The 17,833-nt window shown below is 51.6% G+C and carries 15 protein-coding genes; 7 read left to right on the top strand and 8 right to left on the bottom strand.

All coding sequences use genetic code 11. The features are described from left to right. Positions 1–158: 158 nt before the first annotated feature. Together ABXS88_RS11210 and ABXS88_RS11205 are read right to left on the bottom strand one after the other, a co-directional pair. On the bottom strand, positions 159–1,766 hold the full coding sequence (locus tag ABXS88_RS11210) for a glucose-6-phosphate isomerase (RefSeq protein WP_353672134.1): 1,608 nt from the start codon (positions 1,764–1,766) through the stop codon (positions 159–161). A gap of 96 nt (positions 1,767–1,862) precedes the next feature. Further along, the gene (locus ABXS88_RS11205) at positions 1,863–2,297 is read right to left on the bottom strand and encodes a YraN family protein (protein ID WP_353672133.1); all 435 of its coding nucleotides are present in this window, start codon (positions 2,295–2,297) and stop codon (positions 1,863–1,865) included. A gap of 112 nt (positions 2,298–2,409) precedes the next feature. Here ABXS88_RS11205 and ABXS88_RS11200 point away from each other — a divergent pair, with 112 nt between their 5' ends. Next, on the top strand, positions 2,410–2,922 hold the full coding sequence (locus ABXS88_RS11200; RefSeq protein ID WP_353672132.1) for a pentapeptide repeat-containing protein: 513 nt from the start codon (positions 2,410–2,412) through the stop codon (positions 2,920–2,922). Here the strand turns inward: ABXS88_RS11200 and ABXS88_RS11195 are convergent. Further along, on the bottom strand, positions 2,919–3,644 hold the full coding sequence (locus ABXS88_RS11195; RefSeq protein WP_353672131.1) for a TPM domain-containing protein: 726 nt from the start codon (positions 3,642–3,644) through the stop codon (positions 2,919–2,921). The two genes, ABXS88_RS11200 and ABXS88_RS11195, sit on opposite strands and share 4 nt — an antisense overlap. A 220-nt stretch (positions 3,645–3,864) precedes the next feature. Here ABXS88_RS11195 and ABXS88_RS11190 point away from each other — a divergent pair, with 220 nt between their 5' ends. The 3 genes from ABXS88_RS11190 to ABXS88_RS11180 all read left to right on the top strand — a co-directional run bounded on the left by ABXS88_RS11190 (position 3,865) and on the right by ABXS88_RS11180 (position 6,352). Next, complete coding sequence (locus ABXS88_RS11190; protein WP_353672130.1) at positions 3,865–4,338, top strand: photosystem I reaction center protein subunit XI; 474 nt, start codon at positions 3,865–3,867, stop codon at positions 4,336–4,338. Between the two features lie 63 nt (positions 4,339–4,401). Continuing rightward, positions 4,402–4,518 (top strand): photosystem I reaction center subunit VIII, encoded by a 117-nt coding sequence (locus ABXS88_RS11185; RefSeq protein ID WP_353672129.1) that lies wholly within the window; start codon positions 4,402–4,404, stop codon positions 4,516–4,518. Between the two features lie 118 nt (positions 4,519–4,636). After that, positions 4,637–6,352, top strand: coding sequence for a diflavin flavoprotein (locus ABXS88_RS11180; protein WP_353672128.1), 1,716 nt, complete (start codon positions 4,637–4,639; stop codon positions 6,350–6,352). On the opposite strand, the gene ABXS88_RS11175 is transcribed toward ABXS88_RS11180, so the two are convergent. Genes ABXS88_RS11175 through ABXS88_RS11160 form a run of 4 tightly spaced genes read right to left on the bottom strand, consistent with a single transcriptional unit; the run spans position 6,312 to position 9,733 of the window. Next, positions 6,312–7,406 carry an AI-2E family transporter gene (locus tag ABXS88_RS11175; RefSeq protein ID WP_353672127.1) on the bottom strand — a complete coding sequence of 365 codons (1,095 nt, stop codon included), beginning with the start codon at positions 7,404–7,406 and terminating at the stop codon, positions 6,312–6,314. The two genes, ABXS88_RS11180 and ABXS88_RS11175, sit on opposite strands and share 41 nt — an antisense overlap. 5 nt (positions 7,407–7,411) lie before the next feature. Continuing rightward, positions 7,412–7,600 carry a hypothetical protein gene (locus tag ABXS88_RS11170; protein WP_353672126.1) on the bottom strand — a complete coding sequence of 63 codons (189 nt, stop codon included), beginning with the start codon at positions 7,598–7,600 and terminating at the stop codon, positions 7,412–7,414. Between the two features lie 10 nt (positions 7,601–7,610). Beyond that, positions 7,611–8,828: a 4-hydroxy-3-methylbut-2-enyl diphosphate reductase gene (locus tag ABXS88_RS11165; protein WP_353672125.1), complete on the bottom strand. Its 1,218-nt coding sequence runs from the start codon at positions 8,826–8,828 to the stop codon at positions 7,611–7,613. A gap of 53 nt (positions 8,829–8,881) precedes the next feature. After that, a complete protein-coding gene (locus tag ABXS88_RS11160) occupies positions 8,882–9,733 on the bottom strand; it encodes a hypothetical protein (RefSeq protein WP_353672124.1) in 852 nt (283 codons plus the stop codon). A 581-nt stretch (positions 9,734–10,314) separates the two neighbouring features. Between ABXS88_RS11160 and ABXS88_RS11155 the strand changes: the two genes are divergently transcribed. The 3 genes from ABXS88_RS11155 to ABXS88_RS11145 all read left to right on the top strand — a co-directional run bounded on the left by ABXS88_RS11155 (position 10,315) and on the right by ABXS88_RS11145 (position 16,939). After that, on the top strand, positions 10,315–13,569 hold the full coding sequence (locus ABXS88_RS11155; protein WP_353672123.1) for a GAF domain-containing protein: 3,255 nt from the start codon (positions 10,315–10,317) through the stop codon (positions 13,567–13,569). A 323-nt stretch (positions 13,570–13,892) separates the two neighbouring features. Beyond that, a complete protein-coding gene (locus ABXS88_RS11150) occupies positions 13,893–16,148 on the top strand; it encodes a ribonuclease R family protein (protein WP_353672122.1) in 2,256 nt (751 codons plus the stop codon). Beyond that, positions 16,148–16,939 carry a DUF3153 domain-containing protein gene (locus ABXS88_RS11145; protein ID WP_353672121.1) on the top strand — a complete coding sequence of 264 codons (792 nt, stop codon included), beginning with the start codon at positions 16,148–16,150 and terminating at the stop codon, positions 16,937–16,939. Before ABXS88_RS11150 ends, ABXS88_RS11145 begins: the two co-directional genes overlap by 1 nt. Here ABXS88_RS11145 and trpC read toward each other — a convergent pair. Further along, complete coding sequence (gene trpC / locus ABXS88_RS11140; protein WP_353674809.1) at positions 16,936–17,826, bottom strand: indole-3-glycerol phosphate synthase TrpC; 891 nt, start codon at positions 17,824–17,826, stop codon at positions 16,936–16,938. The genes ABXS88_RS11145 and trpC overlap by 4 nt on opposite strands. Positions 17,827–17,833 lie beyond the last annotated feature (7 nt).

Raw genomic sequence — 17,833 nt, 5'->3', positions numbered from 1 at the left:
TACTAGCTCAGAGAAACGGCTATCAGAGAGGGAAAGATAAGCCAGACTGAGAGAGCTTAAAAAAGTGAAGCTGTTTAATTATTGCTCTCACTCCCATTTCCTCTCCCAATTACTGATAGCAGAAGTATCTCCACTCCATTGAAACGCTACTGATTAAGTTAGTTATGTATCTCAACCACTTTCTGCCAAATCACTTGCAAACGGGTTAGCTGACGCAGATCCCCTGTGAGTACGACCCCCCGCTGATTGGCCGCTAAGTGACGGACAATTTTATAAATGGTTTCAACCTGTTCTGGGGCCTCTGCTTTTACTGCTAATGCTTCTAGGGAAATCGGAACCGATTGGGACTGGAGAACCTGGAGGACGGTTTTTTGCAAAGCCAGGATGGCCGCCGCTGCTTTTTTCCCCGCTTCTACGCCCGGCTGATGATAGGCATTGATATTAACCAGACAGGCGTAAAGACTCACGGCCCGTTCGTAGAGCGCAATCAGGGCCCCCACAGTACGCGGATTAACCTGGGGAATGGTGACGGTAATCGAATCCCGATGATTATCAAACAGGGCCTGGCGCGTTCCCTGTAAAAAGCCCGAGAGAAAGTCGCCACTGGTGATGCCGGGTTCCAATTCCAGGGAAGGGCCAGAACGGTCTTCCAGAACTTCAATGAAGGTGGCAAAAAAGTTGGGAACCCCTTCCCGCAGTTGTTGGACGTAGGCGTGCTGGTCGGTAGAACCCTTATTACCATAGACCGCAATACCCTGGTACACTAGATTGCCGTCTAGGTCACGTTCCTTGCCCAGGGATTCCATCACCAATTGTTGGAGGTAGCGGCTAAAGAGCAACAAACTATCCTTGTAGGGGAGGATGACCATGTCCTTTTCCCCCCGGCCATTACCGGCGTAGTACCAGGCCAGGGCCAATAAAGCAGCGGGATTGGTTTTTAGATCGGGAACACGGGTGGCTTCATCCATCACCTTGGCTCCGTCTAGCATGGCCTGAATATCGATACCCTGGAGGGCTGCTGGCAGGAGACCAACGGCGGATAGCTCCGAGGTGCGGCCCCCTACCCAGTCCTGCATCGGGAAAATGGCCAACCACTGTTCGGCTTTGGCCTGTTGATCCAAGTGACTGCCCGGCATGGTGACAGCTACGGCCTGGGCTGGGAAATTCAGGCCCTGACGCTGAAAAACGGCCTGGGTTTCCGCAAGACCATTGCGAGGTTCAGGGGTGCCCCCGGACTTACTCGTGGTAATCACAAGGGTACTCTTCAGGTGGTCTCCCAAGCGCTGAAAAATTCGGTCAATGCCGGCGGGGTCAATGTTATCAATGAATTGAATCTCTAGGGGAGGGAAATCTGGGGCCAGGGCCTGGGAAACAAACTGGGGGCCGAGGGCTGAGCCGCCAATGCCAATGGCCAAAATCTGGGTGAAGCGTTCGGCTTGGGGGGGCTTGACCTGGCCTTGGTGTACTTGCTGAGCAAAGCGAAGAATTTGGGCTAGGGGTTCGGTGATTTCCTGTCTCAGGGCCGCGTTGGGAGCCAGGTCAGGATTACGGAGCCAGTAGTGACCCACCATCCGTTGTTCATCGGGGTTAGCAATAGCCCCTTTTTCTAGGGCGGCCATACTCTGAAAAGCTTGCTTAAATTTCGGTTCAAGACTGGCTACAAACCGCTCATCAAAGCCCATCCGACTGATGTCTAAGTAAAATTCAAGACCGGGGTGAAAATATAGCCAATCTTGATAACGTTGCCAGAGTTCTTGATTATTCATAAACAATTTTTACTGTAGAGTGCTTTTGCTCGACGGTATTATAGGAAGAAATCGGGGCATGGCCGAGTATCCGTATTGACGGACATCAATAAGACTTTAGCCCTCAAAGGCCCCCACCAAGTAATTCTGTAAACAAATCTCGTAACCCTGCCAGGAACAATATTGCCCTAGGCCCAACTGGGACGGGAGTTGGCCGGCCTGGGCTTGGGGATTTTGGCGGTACTGCACGAGAGCCACATCAAAGCGACAAGGCAGAGAACTCAAGTGGGGATGCTGGGTCAAAAAGTGCTGGGCCGTCACAATCAATTTTCGCTGCTTTGTTGGTACGATAGCCAGCAAACCCCCCTCATCCCAACTGCGTCCTCGACGGGTTTTAACCTCCACAAAGGCTAGAGTCGTTGGCTCTTCCCCCTGGACAATGAGGTCAATTTCTCCCCAGCGACAACGCCAACGGTGGTACCGGAGCATCCATCCCTGTTGGCGGAGCCAATGGGCAACGAGTTGCTCTCCGATTTCCCCAATGTCCGTCATGAAGGCTTACGCAAGTTTGCTAAAATTCTAGAGCACGGTCGGGCTAAAACCCAGAATTTAACCGGATTTTCTTCGTAATTGCTTGCTTTTTTGCCCCTGAGGCCGCTCCCCCATGTTGCAGTTGTTCTATCCCCTCCGTCGTCTCGTTTTCCAAGGGCATCAACGGCTACTAGTCCTGACTGTCCTCTGGTTATGGTTGACCTTGTCCCTACCGGCGGAGGCAGTCAGTTACGTTAAAGCCAGTCTCGTGGATGCGGACTTTTCCCACCAAGACCTGCGGGATGCCAACTTTGACCATGCCAATCTACGGGGCTCCGATTTTAGTTACTCAGACCTGCGGGGAGTTCGTTTTTTTGCCGCGAATCTGGAGGGCGCCAATTTTGAGGGAGCCAACCTGCGGGTTACGGATTTTGAATCGGCCCGGTTGACCCATGCCAACTTTAAAAATGCGGTGCTAGAGGGGGCCTTTGGTACCAACATTAAGGTGGGTGAAGCCAATATTGAAGGGGCCGACTTTACGGACATGATCCTACGCCCCGATGTGGAAGCCTACCTCTGTGAACGGGCTCGGGGAACCAACCCAGAAACCGGGCGGGCCACCCGCGACACCCTCTTTTGCGATTAACGGCCCGGCAGGCCAACGTACCAAAAATAAGTCACCATTGGGATCAGCGTCGCCAGGGCCAGTAAAACGACAACCCAAAGCGTCGCACTGCGGTCATCGGTTTCCTCCGCCGTGGCAAAGGTTCCCTCCAGGCTAATTTCCGCTACACGGGGAGGGCCGGGGTCGGTTTGGCCCGAGAGAATAGCGACAAGACGTTTGTCTGCCTCCAGCAGGGCCTGATTATACTTAGCGCCATCTTTGAGGGGAACGGCGATAGTTTCGTTAGTGATGCTCGTCACTTGCTCATCATTCAGAAGGCTTTTGACCGCTTCGCCATGCCGTAGAGCGGTACTGTTGGTGAGGGTATCTAACACCAGCAAAGTTTGCTGAGCCTGTTCTTCCGGGGTAGGATACCAGGTTTGAAAGAGTTGGTCGGCAAAGCCGTCCATGGTGGTATCAAAATCTAGGCGACGGATAACGACAAACCGCACTTCCTGACCGGTTTTTTGGGCCAATTTTTTCAGGTCATTATTCAAACGGCCCTCGTTAGCCAAACTAATGGCGTCGGCGGCATCCACCAAGAAAGTTGGGGAACCGGCACTGAGTACGGGTAAATCATAAACGCTGGTGGCCCTAGCGGGGGGGGCATTAAACCCGAGAACAACGGTCAACAGAAGGGCCAGCCCCAGTAACCCTTGCCCAAGGGCGCGGAACCAGCCGAGGGGAGAAAACATCCGATTCATATTGAGTTAAAGCAATGCTGGAATGAAATATAAATAATGACTTCATCTTAAACCGAAGTTTCTCCTTAGCTACTTTCTCCGCTGCCAAGGCCGATGTCAAAAAACTTCATGAACTTTTTTAACGCTTGTCCCCCAATTAGCCGTCAGACGCCCCTGACCTGCGTAGAATAATCTGTTAAGTTTGACTATACCCACTCGTTACGAGGAGAACTCAATTAAGATGGCTGAATATACTCAGGTCGTCAAAGCCTATAACGATGACCCTTTTACCGGGCACCTCTCTACCCCTATTTCTGATTCCGACTTTACGAGAACTTTTATTGGTAATCTACCCGCCTACCGCAAAGGCCTCTCTCCCATTCTGCGCGGCCTAGAAGTTGGTATGGCCCACGGCTATTTCCTCGTCGGCCCCTGGACCCTGTTGGGCCCCCTCCGGGATGGGGATAACCCAGCCCTGGGTGGTCTGATTGGCGCTTTGGCCTTGGTGTTAATCGCGACCACAGCCCTCAGTAGCTACGGTCTCGTCTCCTTCCAAGGGGAACAAGGCGGTGCTGATTCTCTGCAATCCTCCGAAGGCTGGAGCCAGTTTGCAGCGGGTTTCTTTGTTGGTGGTATGGGCGGTGCCTTTGTGGCCTATTTCTTGCTGGAAAATATCGCTGTTGTCGATAGCATTTTCCGGGGCTTAGTCAATTAGGCGCTGGCATTTTTTTAGCAAAATTCCTTTTTGTCAACCTCAATTTTTAAGGAGATTACGACCATGACCGGAGCTTACGCCGCTTCCTATTTGCCTTGGATTTTAATTCCCATCGTCGGTTGGTTATTCCCTGCTGTCACCATGGGTCTGCTCTTTATCCATATAGAAAGTGAATCCTAATTCTTCACCGTGAGCAAATTGCTAGGGTGCTCTGCCATTGGGTAGAGCCTTTTTTTTATAATTAAAATTATTAGTTCCTTTTCCTTCAACTCATTCCCCAATTCATGGCCCTATTTCTATGAAAACCAAAGACGTACAAGTTTTCCCGCTAGCTGAACACACCCTTGTCCTGCGTTCTCGCACCTGGGAGCGTCTGAAGTTTGAAATTGAGTACGGCCTGCAACGGGGAACCACCGCCAATGCCTATCTGATCCAAGGGGATAAAACGGCTCTACTGGATCCGCCGGGGGAATCCTTTACTGCCATCTTTCTAGCGGCCCTCCAACAACGCCTGGATTTGAGCCGTTTGGACTACATTATCCTGGGTCATCTCAATCCTAACCGGGGGGCTACACTTCAAGCCTTGTTGGCCCTGGCCCCCCAGGCCACCATTGTTTGTTCTAATCCAGCGGCCCTGACCTTGGAAAAAATTTTGGAAGGTAATTCCGCCTCAGTTAAGGTGATCAAGGGAGAGGAAAGCTTGGATTTAGGCCAAGGCCATCAGTTGGAATTTGTTTTAACGCCCCATCCCCGTTTTCCCGACCAACTCTGTACCTACGACCCCCAGACCCAAGTCCTCTACACCGACAAACTCTTTGGGGCCCACGTCTGCGGCGACCAAGTGTTGGACGAAGGCTGGAGCATTTACCAAGAAGACCGACGCTACTATTTCGATTGTGTCCTGGCTTCAGCGGTACGGCAGGTAGCAACCGCCTTAGAGAAATTGAACTTTAAACCAGCGCGGCTCTACGCACCCGGTCATGGACCTTTAGTACGCTATGGCCTCCAGGAACTCAAAATCAGTTACGGTCACTGGTTAACGGAGCAGGAAAGTAAAGAACTCAAAGTAGCGCTCATCTATGCCTCCGCCTACGGTAATACAGCCACCCTGGCCCAGGCTATTGCTCGGGGAGTGGGTAAAGCTGGAGTAAGCGTCGAGGCCATTAATGCAGAAATAGCAACGGGAGAAGAGATCAAGCAAGCCATCCAGCAATCGGCGGGATTTATCTTTGGTTCTCCCACCCTGGGTGGCCATGCCCCCACACCCATTCAAACGGCCCTGGGGATTACCCTGGCCAATGCTGACCGCAATCAACTCTGTGGGGTCTTTGGTTCCTTTGGTTGGAGTGGCGAGGCCATTGATCTGTTGGAGGCAAAGTTTCGCGATGCAGGTTTTCGCTTTGGTTTCGAGACTATCCGGGTCAAGTTCAAACCGACCGACGCTGTGCTCAAAATGTGCGAGGAGGCGGGAACAGACTTTGCCCAGGCCATTAAAAAAGCTAAAAAGGCCCGTCAACCTAAGGCTTCGGTAAGTGAGTCCCAATCGGCTCGGGCGGAACAGGCCTTGGGGCGCTTGGTGGGGTCGCTTTGTATTGTCACTACCCAGCAGGGAGACGTCAAAGGGGCCATGTTGGCCTCCTGGGTCTCCCAGGCCACCTTTAGTCCACCGGGATTAACCCTCGCCGTAGCCAAGGAAAGGGCCATTGAATCCCTGCTCTATAAAAACAGTAATTTTGTTCTGAATATCTTGGCGGAAGGAGAGCACCTCGGCCTGATGAAGCATTTCCTGAAGCCTTTTGGGCCCGGCGCCGACCGCTTTGAAGGGATTGAAACAGAAACCGCCCAGAATGGTGCGCCCATCCTCAAACAGGCCCTGGCTTACCTAGAGTGTCGCGTCCAAGACCGACTCGAATGTGGCGATCATTGGGTATTGTACGCCGCTACGGAGCGGGGACAGTTGCTCCAGGAAGGGGTCACGGCGATTCATCACCGTAAATCGGGTAGTCATTATTAGGCGCTAAGCGAGGTTCTGCTGCTCCGTAACGTCGGCCTTGCCAGGGGTCAAGAATATCCCTCACCAGAATTTCCTTAAACAGGACTTGGGTAATCACTGTCAACGGGGCCGCCAAAACTAAACCCAGAATGCCAAAGATGCTGGCAAAAAATACCTGGGCCAGGAGCAAGAGGCCCCGGAGCAGAGCCAAGGGTTTCCCCAACAGACGGGGCACAATGTAGTGACTCTCCAATTGCTGAATGGCGACATACACCACCAATACAGCTAAGGCCTTACCAGGGGTATCGAGGAGGGCAATAGCCATAGGGGGAATCACACTTAGCAAAGGGCCAATATTGGGAATGATCGACAGCAGACCCGCTAAGAGGGCCAGGGCCAGGGGCAGGGGAATGCCCAAGATTAACAGGCCTAAAAAAGTCAGGACAGAGACGCTGACCAGGCTCAACAGCATCGTTACCAGCCATTCCTCTAATTGGGCCTCACAGCAGGTCAGAATATAGTCCAGACGTTGACGGTAGAAGGCCGGAAATAGGCGAATAAAGCCACGACGGTAGGCCTGGGGGTCGGCCAAAAGCATTAGGCTCAGCACCAGCAAGAGCAAAAAACTAAGGGGCAGACCGAGAGTTCCATAGAACAAATTCACGCCTCGCCCGGCGATCTGGGTCAGAAGCGGTTGAAATTGTTGATTGAGTTGTTGGGCCGTGGGTAGGAGGGCCACTAGGTTAGGGTCAAACTGGGCCAGCATCGTGCCGAGCCAAGTATTCAGTTCATTAATGCCCTGGGGCACCAGCGTTAATAATTGCTGAAACTCCTGGAGAAAGGGGGGGATAATGCGCCAGATAAACAGGCCTAAACTCCCCAGGAAACAGCCCACCGCCAAGGCAATAGCCAGGCCGCGTTTTAGGCCCTGGCGCTGAAAATAAGTGGCTAAATGATTAAGCCCATTGGCCACGACCACGGCGGCAAACAGTAGGAGTAACAGTTGGCGAATGCGCCACAGGGTCAGCACCACCAACAGGAGGCTAATTAAACCGAGCCATTGGGCAAACTGCATTTCGTCTATCTCCCTGGCCCTGATTGCCATGCCAGGAGGAGAGCGATCACCAAGGACGTGAGGCTGGCCCCTAGCCAAGCATTGGTGTCACTGGGTACAAAATTGAGGCCCGGCCCAAGGGCCTTAATGGCCCAGGAAACTCCCCAGGAGAGCAAGAAAACCTTGAGTAACAAGCGGGTAGTCGGGTTTAGCATGGTCGGTGAGTTAGGCCATGACCGTAGCGGCGAGGTCGGCCTTGATCGCTAAAATCCGCTCCATCACCTCTTCCACCACCTTGTCTGGGGTGGAGGCCCCGGAAGTAACCCCAACCGTAATTTTACCGGCCGGTAACCAAGGCTCTAACACCACCAAATCTTGGCCGAGGGGTTTATGTTCGACGCGATTACCAGGGCCAATGCGATGGGCACTATCAATGTGGTAGGAAGGAATGCCCCGTTCAATGGCAATTTCTTGGAGGTGGGTGGTGTTGGAGGAATTGTAGCCACCGATAACAACCATCAAGGATAAATCTTCCTCCACCAACTTAAACATGGCATCCTGACGTTCCTGGGTGGCATCGCAGATGGTATTAAAACTCATGAAATGCTCGTTGAGTTCCGTCGGGCCATACTTTTGGAGCATGGTTTTTTCAAACAATTTGCCAATTTGTTCGGTTTCACTCTTGAGCATCGTGGTTTGATTGGCCACACCCAGACGAACAAGGTCGCGGTCAGGATCGAAACCTTCCGAGTAGGCGTTTTTAAAGTAGGTCAAAAATTCTGCTTTATCCCCCCCCTGGAGGATATAATCACAAACCCGCTGGGCCTGGGCCAGGTTCAAGACGATGAGGTAAGTCCCGGCAAAGGAACTCGTCGCAATAGTTTCTTCGTGGTTGTATTTGCCGTGAATGATCGATGTATATTCTTTTTTCTTGTGCTTTTCGACGGAATTCCAGACCTTAGAAACCCAGGGACAAGTGGTATCCACAATCGTACAGCCCTTGTCGTTGAGTAATTGCATTTCGGTGACACTGGCCCCGAAGGCGGGCAAAATCACCACATCCCCGGATTCCACCACCGAAAAATCCTTGTCGCCATCTTGAACCGGAATAAAGCCGACTTCCATCTCCCGTAATCGTTGATTCACCGAGGGATTGTGAATAATCTCGTTGGTAATCCACAGTCGTTCGTTGGGAAAGTGCTGGCGCGTTTCGTAGGCCATGGCAACGGCCCGTTCGACCCCCCAACAAAAGCCAAAGGCCTCAGCCAAGCGAATAGTAACTTCCCCCCGCTCTAAGCAATAATCATTTTGACGAATTTCCTGGATCAGCGTGCTCTGGTACTCCGTATTCATCACGCCCATCACTTCGGAGCCGTGGCCAAATCCCTTGCGGTGGTAGTTGTCTGATTTCTGCAATGACCGTTTAAAGGCTTTTGTATCCATAGCGCTGGTGACTGTTAGACTGTGGTCTCAAATTTAACCCATTCCGGGGGCCCCTAGTTGGGGGTCGGCTGGCTTTCCAAATATTGTAAAAACTCTAGTAATTCTTCATCGGACAGCAACTGGCGGGAGCGTTTACCGTAGGTCTGTAGGAGATAATTTCGTCCTTGGTCACTCGTCCAGCCCAGGCGTTTCAACTCCACATTACTGCGGGCAATCACTTCAGAAAAATCAATGGGTTCCTCAAGCACGGGAGCAGGAGAGGACGTAGCCGGTGGTACCTCGGTTTCAGGAATAAAAGTCAGCAGGGGAGCAGGGCTTTCGGTAAGCGGGGCCGGGTGGGGAATTGGTATCGATTCCACCTCAGGTTGAATCACATCAGTCTTGGGGGGAAGGCTGTTGGACTGGGGAGCCACGGTAATGGCAGGGAGCGGCAGGGCCTCTACCTCTGGGGCCGTTTCCTTGATGGATGGAGCACTGGGAACCGGGGGAATTTCGTCTTTCTCCGCTTTCTCTGCTTTTTTCTCTATCGGCAAGGGGTCTGGGATAGGAACGGGGGTCACCTTGGCTGGGGGAGGAGAGGCAATCGCGCTAGGTGTCGGGCTAGTCGCCAACGGCGGTGGTTCGGGGGCCGGTGGACTCTGCATTGGTTCAGTCTGGAGCAGAGGGCCAGGCGATTCCGTGCGGGTTAGGGCAGTATCGAGATTCAGCAGGGCCAAGGCCCGCAAACGGGCCTGATCCTCGGCGGTTTCAAGGGCCAGATCGGCGGCCAGACCACTGGCTAGCGTCACGCCATCCACCACCACCAAGGCACGGACGATGTAGCGGCCATGGTCAATCTGGAGAAGTTCACTGGTGAGGCTCCCCTGGGGATACTGGGCACGGAATTGACTGAACATGATAGGCATAAGATTAACTGTTCTCCATCCTAACAGAGAGGTTTCCGGTCTTTTGCAAGAGTATCCGGCCGTTTTGTACTCTATGCTGACCTGCCATTATGGTGATGGGAAAATCAGGGGCCTCTATCTTTGCCTAGTAATTTGAGAGTCAGCAACGACTAATACGTTACTTAATTGAATGATTCACTTTGAAAATTCTGGGTTTGATAATTGCCCATTGTTCATCACGAAAGTCTATCAAGTAGACTTATTAATATCTTATTTCATTTTCCTATTTCTGCTTTAACCCTTGATTTATCCTGACTCTTTTGTGCTAAATTGATTGGGCTCCATGCATTAAGATCAAAGAGTAGTTGAATAGTCAAGGATTAGGGGTTTATAGACTGTCTGTTCATAGAGAAGTCTGTTTATCACAAAAAATTAACAGCCGTATTGTCGTTAAGTATACACAATCATAAAATAAATTATTAGCCTCTTCTTTTGTCCAGCGTGTCCTAATGGCAAATGTTGCGACTTCTTCTGACTCAAGCAGTGCCCCTATCGTCTCTTTCAATCTAGATCAATCTGAGTGCGAGGGTCTGGTGAATCGGATGGCGTTGCAAATTCGGCAGAGCCTGGAATTACCAGAGATTTTGCAGACTTGTGTCACCGAATTAAGGGCCTGTCTCCATAGCGATCGCCTGCTCATCTACCAATTTCAACCCGATTGGTCGGGGGTGATTGTCGCGGAGTCCGTGGCGGAGGGCATTGCCTCGGTATTGGGCCATCGCATCGACGATAGTTGTTTTCAAAAGTGGCAGGGCTTAGCACTCCAGGGAAAAGCACCGATCATTGCCAATAGCATCTATGAAATGGGCTATGAACCCTGCCATGTGAAATTACTGGAACAATCTGGCGTGGCAGCAAGCTTAGTGCAGAGCATTTATGTGGCAGAAAAAATGTGGGGTCTGTTGATTGCCCATCATTGTCACGGTACACGCCAATGGCAATCGATAGAAGCCCAAATTGTGCAAGATTTATCCGTGCAATTGGCAATTGCGATTCAACAAAGTAATTTAGTCGCGGCATTAAAAGCAGAAATCAACGAACGGCAACGGTTAGAGTCATCCTTGCACGCATCTCAAAAGAAACTGACAGCATTAGGCCCCCGGCAGGATATTTCCAACGAGATAGCCTTAAAACAGGAAGCGGCACAGAAACAGAGTCTAGAAGATGAGTTAACGGTGGTGGAAACAGTCCTCGACGACGTGATCGGTGGCTATTGGGCCTGGGATATGGTTACCAATAAAGAATATTTAAGCCCTGGTTTTCGCCGCATGTTCGGTTATGAAGCCGATGCGAACGCGACGGATATCACCAGTTTTCAAGATGTTCTTGTTCCCGAGGATTTACCTATTATCCAACACAGTTTAGAACGCCATATCCAAAGTCGGGGTCAAACTTCCCATCGCAACGAAGTGCGCTATCGCCACAAGAATGGCTCGATAGTTTGGGTACTCTGCGCGGGAAAAGTGATTGAATGGGATGAGCAAGGGCACCCTCTACGAATGGTGGGGGGGCATATTGATATTACTCAACAGAAACAAAACGAACTAAAGTTAAAAGATAGTCAGGCCTTGATCCAAGGCATTACTGATGCATCTCCCGATGTGCTGTATGTGTTTGATGTCATTGAGCAACGCAATATTTATGTTAATCGCAAAGGTAGTCACATACTAGGATATTCGGCCGAAGAAATTCAAGCGATGGGGGAGCGGTTTTTATTAACGTTAATTCACCCTGATGACCTAGGTAACTCTCTCAAGCATTTTGAGCGTATTCAGCGGGCCGAACCGGGCATGATTATCGAAAATGAATACCGAGTACGGGCAAAGGACGGGAGTTGGCGCTGGTTTTTGAGTCAGGATGTGATTTATAAACGCAATGCCATGGGACAGGTGCAACAGGTGGTCGGCGTTGCCCAGGACATCACCCAACGGAAGCTGGTGGAAAGCCAGTTACAGCGTCAAGCCCAACAAGAACGAGTCTTGACTCAAATCATCGAGCGAATGCGCTCTTCCATCGAGTTGGACGCAGTATTAACGACAACAGTGAAGTCTTTGCAGGACATATTGCAGGCAGACCGGGTTTTGATCTATCGCATCTTTGATAATGGCACAGGGGCCGCCATCGCCGAATCGGTACTGCCTCGCTGGGAACGGTTATTGGACCGCGTTTTTCCGGAGGAAGTTTTTCCTAAGCAAAATTATGAACGCTACGCCAACGGACGGATTTTTGCTCTGTATGATCGCCGTGCCCAAAGCAAAATCGTTTTACCCTGCTTAATCGATTTTCTCAGGGAAATTGGGGTGCAAGCTAAATTAGTTGTGCCAATTGTGCAACAGGACAAACTTTGGGGTTTAGTGATTGCCCATCAATGCGATGGCCCCCGTAATTGGCAGGATTGGGAAATTAATTTACTGCGACGGGTGGCCAATCAATTGGCAATTGCTATCCAACAGGCGGATTTATATCAGCGATTGCAACAGGAGTTAGCCCAACGGGAATCCGCCCAAGAGCAACTCAGCGAACGCAACGAGGAACTGGCGATGATGAATCAACAATTAGCCAGGGCGACCCGTCTTAAGGACGAATTTCTGGCCAATATGAGCCATGAACTGCGAACTCCCCTCAACGCCATTTTGGGATTAACGGAAGCCCTACTAGAAGGGGTCTTTGGCCCTTTGACGGACAAGCAGTGCAGTTCTTTAGAAACCGTGGAGCGTAGCGGCAATCATTTACTGTCCTTGATTAACGACATTCTGGATGTGGCCAAAATTGAAGCGGGGGAAGTCGTTCTCAATTGTACGAGCCTTTCCGTAAAACGTCTCTGCGATGATAGTTTAGTTTTTGTCAAGCAACTAGCTCATAAAAAAAATATTCAAGTGGTGCGCCAGATTTCCGACAATCTTCCCAATGTATGGGGAGACGAACGACGCCTACGTCAAATTCTGATTAATCTACTCAATAATGCTGTCAAATTTACCCCAACAGGGGGACGTATTACCTTAACAGTTCGTTTGCTGGTGTCCCCATTACTGCCACACAATCACGAGGCCTTAAAGGGGATTGAACGAGTCTCTCTTGTTCAGCCGATGCCGAATCTTGAACAGTCCAGGCCCTCCTCGTTTGTAGAAATTTCTATTACCGATACGGGTATTGGCATTGCGCCGGAAAATGTGCATAAACTATTTAAACCCTTTATACAAATTGATAGCGCCCTCAATCGTCAATACGAAGGAACCGGCTTAGGTTTAGCCTTGGTCAAACAACTGGTAGAGTTGCATGGAGGGGAAGTCAAAGTGTTTAGCCGCTTGGATATAGGTAGTACTTTTACTGTCAGCTTACCGGTAATACCAACCGATAGCCTCACCGCGACTGAGTCTATTGCCAATTTGGAGTCGGCCCCAGCCCCTAGCCTGGCAACTTCCTCGTCTTTTTTGATTTTGTTAGCCGAAGATAATGAAGCTAACGCCATGACTGTTATGAGCTATTTTGAGGCCAAAGGTTATCGGATGCGACATGCTCCTAATGGCGAAGCCGCCATTGCTTTAATCCAACAAGAAAGTCCTGATTTGGTATTAATGGATATTCAAATGCCGGTGATGGATGGCCTAACAGCAATTCGGAAAATTCGGCAGGAATTGGGGTTAACTGAACTCCCCATTGTGGCCCTGACAGCCTTGGCCATGGAGGGAGATGAAGAGAAATGCTTAAAGGCCGGCGCGAACTACTATTTCAGTAAACCCATCAAGCTCAAAGAGTTGACCCTGTTGATACAGAGCCTGCTAAACCCTGAAAGTTGAGCGGCGATGATTAATGGGTACAAAAAATCTGGATTACCCATCCCTGGGTTTTGGCCCTTTGTCTTTAAGGGGGCCACAATCTTGATACAATGGACAGTTAACTCAGCTTAGGGTATGCTCCTTTCTCCCATCGTCAAGGACTGGATTCGTTCTAAAATCCCCTGCAATTTCGGTTTAGAATGCTTCCCGGCTGTTTCCCTTGCGTTTTCCCTGGTTAGGGCAGTGGTCTCGACAAGCAGTTTGCTTCAGTTGCCGCCCCCAGCGTGAAATACGACATCTGATCTGCCCATTCCTCGCCCTCTCCACCCAAGGAAACTCATTACATGGACTTCTCCCTCGCCACACTCCTCTCGCACTTTAGTGATGATAAATTAGTCGCCGGTAAGGTACTCGAAAAAAAGCTCGGTTGTGAAGATGAGCTAGCCATCGAGAAATTACAAATTATTCTAGATGCTTTAGAACGGGCTGGCCTCTTAGTCAAGGAACGGGGCAAATATCGCCGTGTGCTGGAAGATAACGTCGTCGAGGCCAAATTGCGCTGTTCCAGTAAGGGCTTCTGTTTTGCCATTCAAGATGATGAAGATGCCGATGATATCTACGTGCGGGAGGCCCACCTGAGTAATGCCTGGAATGGCGACCGGGTTTTGGTCAGGATCATTAAAGATGGAACGCGGCGCCGTTCACCGGAAGGAGAAGTTCGGTTGATCTTGGAACGGGCCAATCCGTCCTTGCTAGCCCAGGTCAAACAGGCCGAGGAGGTTTTCCGAGCCGTGCCCCTGGATGACCGACTATTGTTTGAGCTTAATTTAGAGGCCAATGGCCAAGACCTAACCCAAGCCATTAATCACCTTGTCCATGTGGCGGTTGTTCGCTATGCCATTGGCGAGTATCCCCCCTTGGGTCGCATCACCAAGATCCTCGGGAGTGATGCTGAGGCCGCCGCCGACACAGATATTGTTAGTTGTAAACATGATCTGCCCCTCCAGTGGCCAGAAGACCTACAACAGCAGGCAGATAAACTCCCCTTGGGTTTCAACCCCACGGAATACTCACAGCGGGCTGACCTGCGTGCCCTCCTCACCTTCACCTTCGTCGATGATCGCCTCCAAAGCCTAAATCCTTGGATAGAAACCGCCTTTAGCCTCGAAGCTCAGGACGACCAATGGTGTCTCGGTGTTCATATCGCAGACGTCGCCCACTATATTGCCGAAGATACTCCTCTTGACCGGGCTGCCCGCAAACGGGGAACGGCAGTTTATCTGGGGGACAAGGTATGTTCTCTCTTTCCCGATGCTGTCCAACAGCGTTGTTCCTTGGTGCCTGGAGCCGAGCGTTTGGCCCTTTCCTTTTTTGTCACCCTCGATGCCAGTGGCGCCCTGACGGCCTTTCAGTTCCAGAGTAGTGTCATTCAGGTAGACCGCCAGTTCAGTTTTGCAGAAGTACAGTCCCTGCTGGCCAATAGTGACCAGGGAGAACCGGCCCTGGCCCCCTTCCAGGAACGTTTTCGCACTCTCTTTTTCAACCTGAGTGCCCTGGCCAAATCCCAGCGCCTACAACGGGGTGGCTTTGAAATTCTGTCCGATACCTTAGTTCCCTTCCTCGATGAAGGACGTTTGGGAACCCTGCTAGTCACCGAGGCCCTGCCTCTGCGAACCCTGCTGGCTGAGCTAGTCATTTTGGTGCAGAAAGTTGTTGCTGATCAATTAACGGCCCTGGGGGTTCCGAGCCTTTACTGTATTCAACCCGAGCCGGATTGGGAAGAACTGACCGACCTGTTGAAGCTGGTCACCAACCTGGGGTCGGAGCAAACCTTTGACACCGAAGCGGATGTCAAGCCCCAGGACTACGCCCGTCTCAGTCAGGCCCTGGCCAAATTACCCGCCTCCCGTATTCTCAACCATCTCCTCGAAGCGACCCTCAAGACGGAAAAATATAGCAGTCATCCCGCATCTCACTTTGGTTTGGCCTACCCGGATGGTTATACCCATTGCATCGCTCCCGGCCAACGCTACGCTGATTTAGTGGTACAAAGAATCCTTAAACTGGTTCTGAGTGAGGGCCGCGACCGCCGAACGAAGCACAGTAAAGTTGGGGTTAATCTCACCACGTTGGAATGCCGGGGCCAGATTAGCTGGAGTGTATTGCCCCCCATCACCCACGAGAAGTTAGCCGAGGAATTGCACCATTTGGTCAGCCACCTCAACGACCGAGAAAAAGTGGCTGAGGACGCAGAAACCGACCTCCGGGGCCTGAAGAAATCGGAGAAAATGAAGGAACGTACAGGACAAGTCTTCCGGGGCCTGATTACCGGGGTGCAATCCTACGGTTTCTTTGTTGAACTCGAAGACTTACTCGTGGAAGGCCTGGTTCACGTCAGTTCCCTTAAGGACGACTGGTACGAATACCGGGCCCGTCATAGTTGTCTGGTCGGCCGCAAAAACCGCACCGCCTATCGCCTCGGCAATGAAGTCGATGTCCAGGTCAAGAGTGTAGACTATTACCGTCAACAGATTGATCTGGTCACCGTGGGAGGGGGCAGTACCGCCACCGCGATTGAAGCAGATTGGGAAGAGGAATAATGCAAGGGTTTTTTCAACAGCGTCTTTGGGGAAGCTTACTCCCCTTCCTGCTTGGTCTGAGTCTCCTGCTGGGGGGCTGTGTCCGCTACGACGTGGGCGTTCATTTTGCCGAGCAACACCGGGGCGACATTGTCCAGCACATCCGTCTAGGGGAACAGTTGACGACCCTCAGTCAGGCGGAGGCCGACCGTTGGCTAGCTAGTCTGGAAACTCGGGCCCGCGCCCTGCAGGGGAAGGCCAAACGGTTATCCCCCCAAGAGTTGGAGATCACCATTCCCTTTGGTAACGGCCAAGAGCTGGTCAGTAAATTCAATCAATTTTTTAATCCTCCCGCCTCCGGCAATCGGGCCAAACCCAAAGCTGAGCAGTTAGACCTGCTCCAACTCAAGGCGGAAATGGCCCTAGACCAGCAAAATTGGCTCCTGTTCGACCGCAATCACCTGACCCTCAGCGTTGATCTGCGAGCCCTGGGCGTGCTCTCCCAACAGGGCAATATTATCCTCAGTCCCGGCTCCCTGATCGACCTCTCCTTTGGCCTGCAAACACCGCTCTGGCTGACAATTCCAGAAAACCCTGAGGTCTTAGGGGCTGAACCTGAGGCCGGTCTAGGACAACGCCATTGGCAACTGAAACCCGGCCAAATTAACACGATTGAAGCGGTCTTTTGGGTACCCAGTTACTTGGCCCTGGGGTCTTTGCTGGTTATTGTCCTATGTTTCGGGGGATTTTACCTGAAGTATCGGCGCTGGCCGGGGGTCTTGCCGGCCGTTGGCTCTGATCCTCAACCCTAGGCAGCGTTACCGTACAGGGCCGCAATGGCCTGGGTTGAGTCGGGCTGTTTCACCAGGGATTCCCCCACGAGAATGGCCTGAGCACCGGCCTGACGGACGAAGGCTAAATCTTCCGGGCCATGGAGGCCGGATTCACTGACCACTAGAATTTGTCGCTCCTGCAACTGAGGCCCTCTCGCTTGGAGCAGTTGCTGGGTGGTTTGCAAATCCACGCTAAAGGTTTCTAGATTGCGGTTATTGATGCCGATGAGTTGTACACCTTCCAGGGCCAGCACACGGTCGAGTTCGGCGAGGGTATGGACTTCTACCAGGGCTGTCATCCCTAGGGCCTGGATGATTTTTAAAAAATACTGCAAGTCCCGGTCGTGGAGAATGGCCGCAATCAACAAAATCGCATCGGCGCCGTGGTAGCGAGCCAGATAAATTTGGTAGGGATAAATAATAAATTCCTTGCACAGCAGGGGCAGGTCAACGGCCTGGCGGACTCGGGCCAGATTATCAAAACTGCCCTGGAAAAACTCGGCATCCGTCAACACAGACAAGCAACTGGCCCCTCCCTGCTCGTAGGCCTGGGCAATGGCCACGGGGTCAAAATCGGCCCGAATCACCCCTTTGCTGGGAGAGGCCTTTTTCACTTCCGCAATTAGGGCCGGCTGACGAGGACTCCGGCGCAGGGCCCCCAGAAAATCACGGGCTGGCGTTTGTTCTATCACCCCTTTTTGCAATTGGAGCAGGGGTAGTTTTTCCCGCAGTTTTTCTACCTCGACTTCCTTATGCCAGACAATTTTTTCGAGGATATGGCGGGGCTGGGACTCCGGATGTTGAATTTGATAGCGGAGGTGTTCGACGGCAACATGGGGATTGGGAGGACGACGGCGGATTTGCATAGTAAGT

Source organism: Synechocystis sp. LKSZ1 (assembly GCF_040436315.1).
In the GTDB taxonomy this organism is placed as follows: Bacteria; Cyanobacteriota; Cyanobacteriia; order Cyanobacteriales; family Microcystaceae; genus Synechocystis.
Note: the sequence above shows the minus strand (reverse complement) of the source record. Positions and strands in the feature narration are given on the sequence as shown.

Excerpts from the sequence above, each read along its gene's own strand:
- ABXS88_RS11180 (WP_353672128.1), top strand. The coding sequence starts at position 4,637 with ATGAAAACCAAAGACGTACAAGTTTTCCCGCTAGCTGAACACACCCTT.
- ABXS88_RS11165 (WP_353672125.1), bottom strand. The coding sequence starts at position 8,828 with ATGGATACAAAAGCCTTTAAACGGTCATTGCAGAAATCAGACAACTAC.
- ABXS88_RS11155 (WP_353672123.1), top strand. The coding sequence starts at position 10,315 with ATGGCGTTGCAAATTCGGCAGAGCCTGGAATTACCAGAGATTTTGCAG.
- ABXS88_RS11210 (WP_353672134.1), bottom strand. The coding sequence starts at position 1,766 with ATGAATAATCAAGAACTCTGGCAACGTTATCAAGATTGGCTATATTTT.
- ABXS88_RS11170 (WP_353672126.1), bottom strand. The coding sequence starts at position 7,600 with ATGCTAAACCCGACTACCCGCTTGTTACTCAAGGTTTTCTTGCTCTCC.
- ABXS88_RS11160 (WP_353672124.1), bottom strand. The coding sequence starts at position 9,733 with ATGCCTATCATGTTCAGTCAATTCCGTGCCCAGTATCCCCAGGGGAGC.
- ABXS88_RS11205 (WP_353672133.1), bottom strand. The coding sequence starts at position 2,297 with ATGACGGACATTGGGGAAATCGGAGAGCAACTCGTTGCCCATTGGCTC.
- ABXS88_RS11145 (WP_353672121.1), top strand. The coding sequence starts at position 16,148 with ATGCAAGGGTTTTTTCAACAGCGTCTTTGGGGAAGCTTACTCCCCTTC.
- ABXS88_RS11175 (WP_353672127.1), bottom strand. The coding sequence starts at position 7,406 with ATGCAGTTTGCCCAATGGCTCGGTTTAATTAGCCTCCTGTTGGTGGTG.
- ABXS88_RS11195 (WP_353672131.1), bottom strand. The coding sequence starts at position 3,644 with ATGAATCGGATGTTTTCTCCCCTCGGCTGGTTCCGCGCCCTTGGGCAA.
- ABXS88_RS11185 (WP_353672129.1), top strand. The coding sequence starts at position 4,402 with ATGACCGGAGCTTACGCCGCTTCCTATTTGCCTTGGATTTTAATTCCC.
- trpC (WP_353674809.1), bottom strand. The coding sequence starts at position 17,826 with ATGCAAATCCGCCGTCGTCCTCCCAATCCCCATGTTGCCGTCGAACAC.
- ABXS88_RS11190 (WP_353672130.1), top strand. The coding sequence starts at position 3,865 with ATGGCTGAATATACTCAGGTCGTCAAAGCCTATAACGATGACCCTTTT.
- ABXS88_RS11200 (WP_353672132.1), top strand. The coding sequence starts at position 2,410 with ATGTTGCAGTTGTTCTATCCCCTCCGTCGTCTCGTTTTCCAAGGGCAT.
- ABXS88_RS11150 (WP_353672122.1), top strand. The coding sequence starts at position 13,893 with ATGGACTTCTCCCTCGCCACACTCCTCTCGCACTTTAGTGATGATAAA.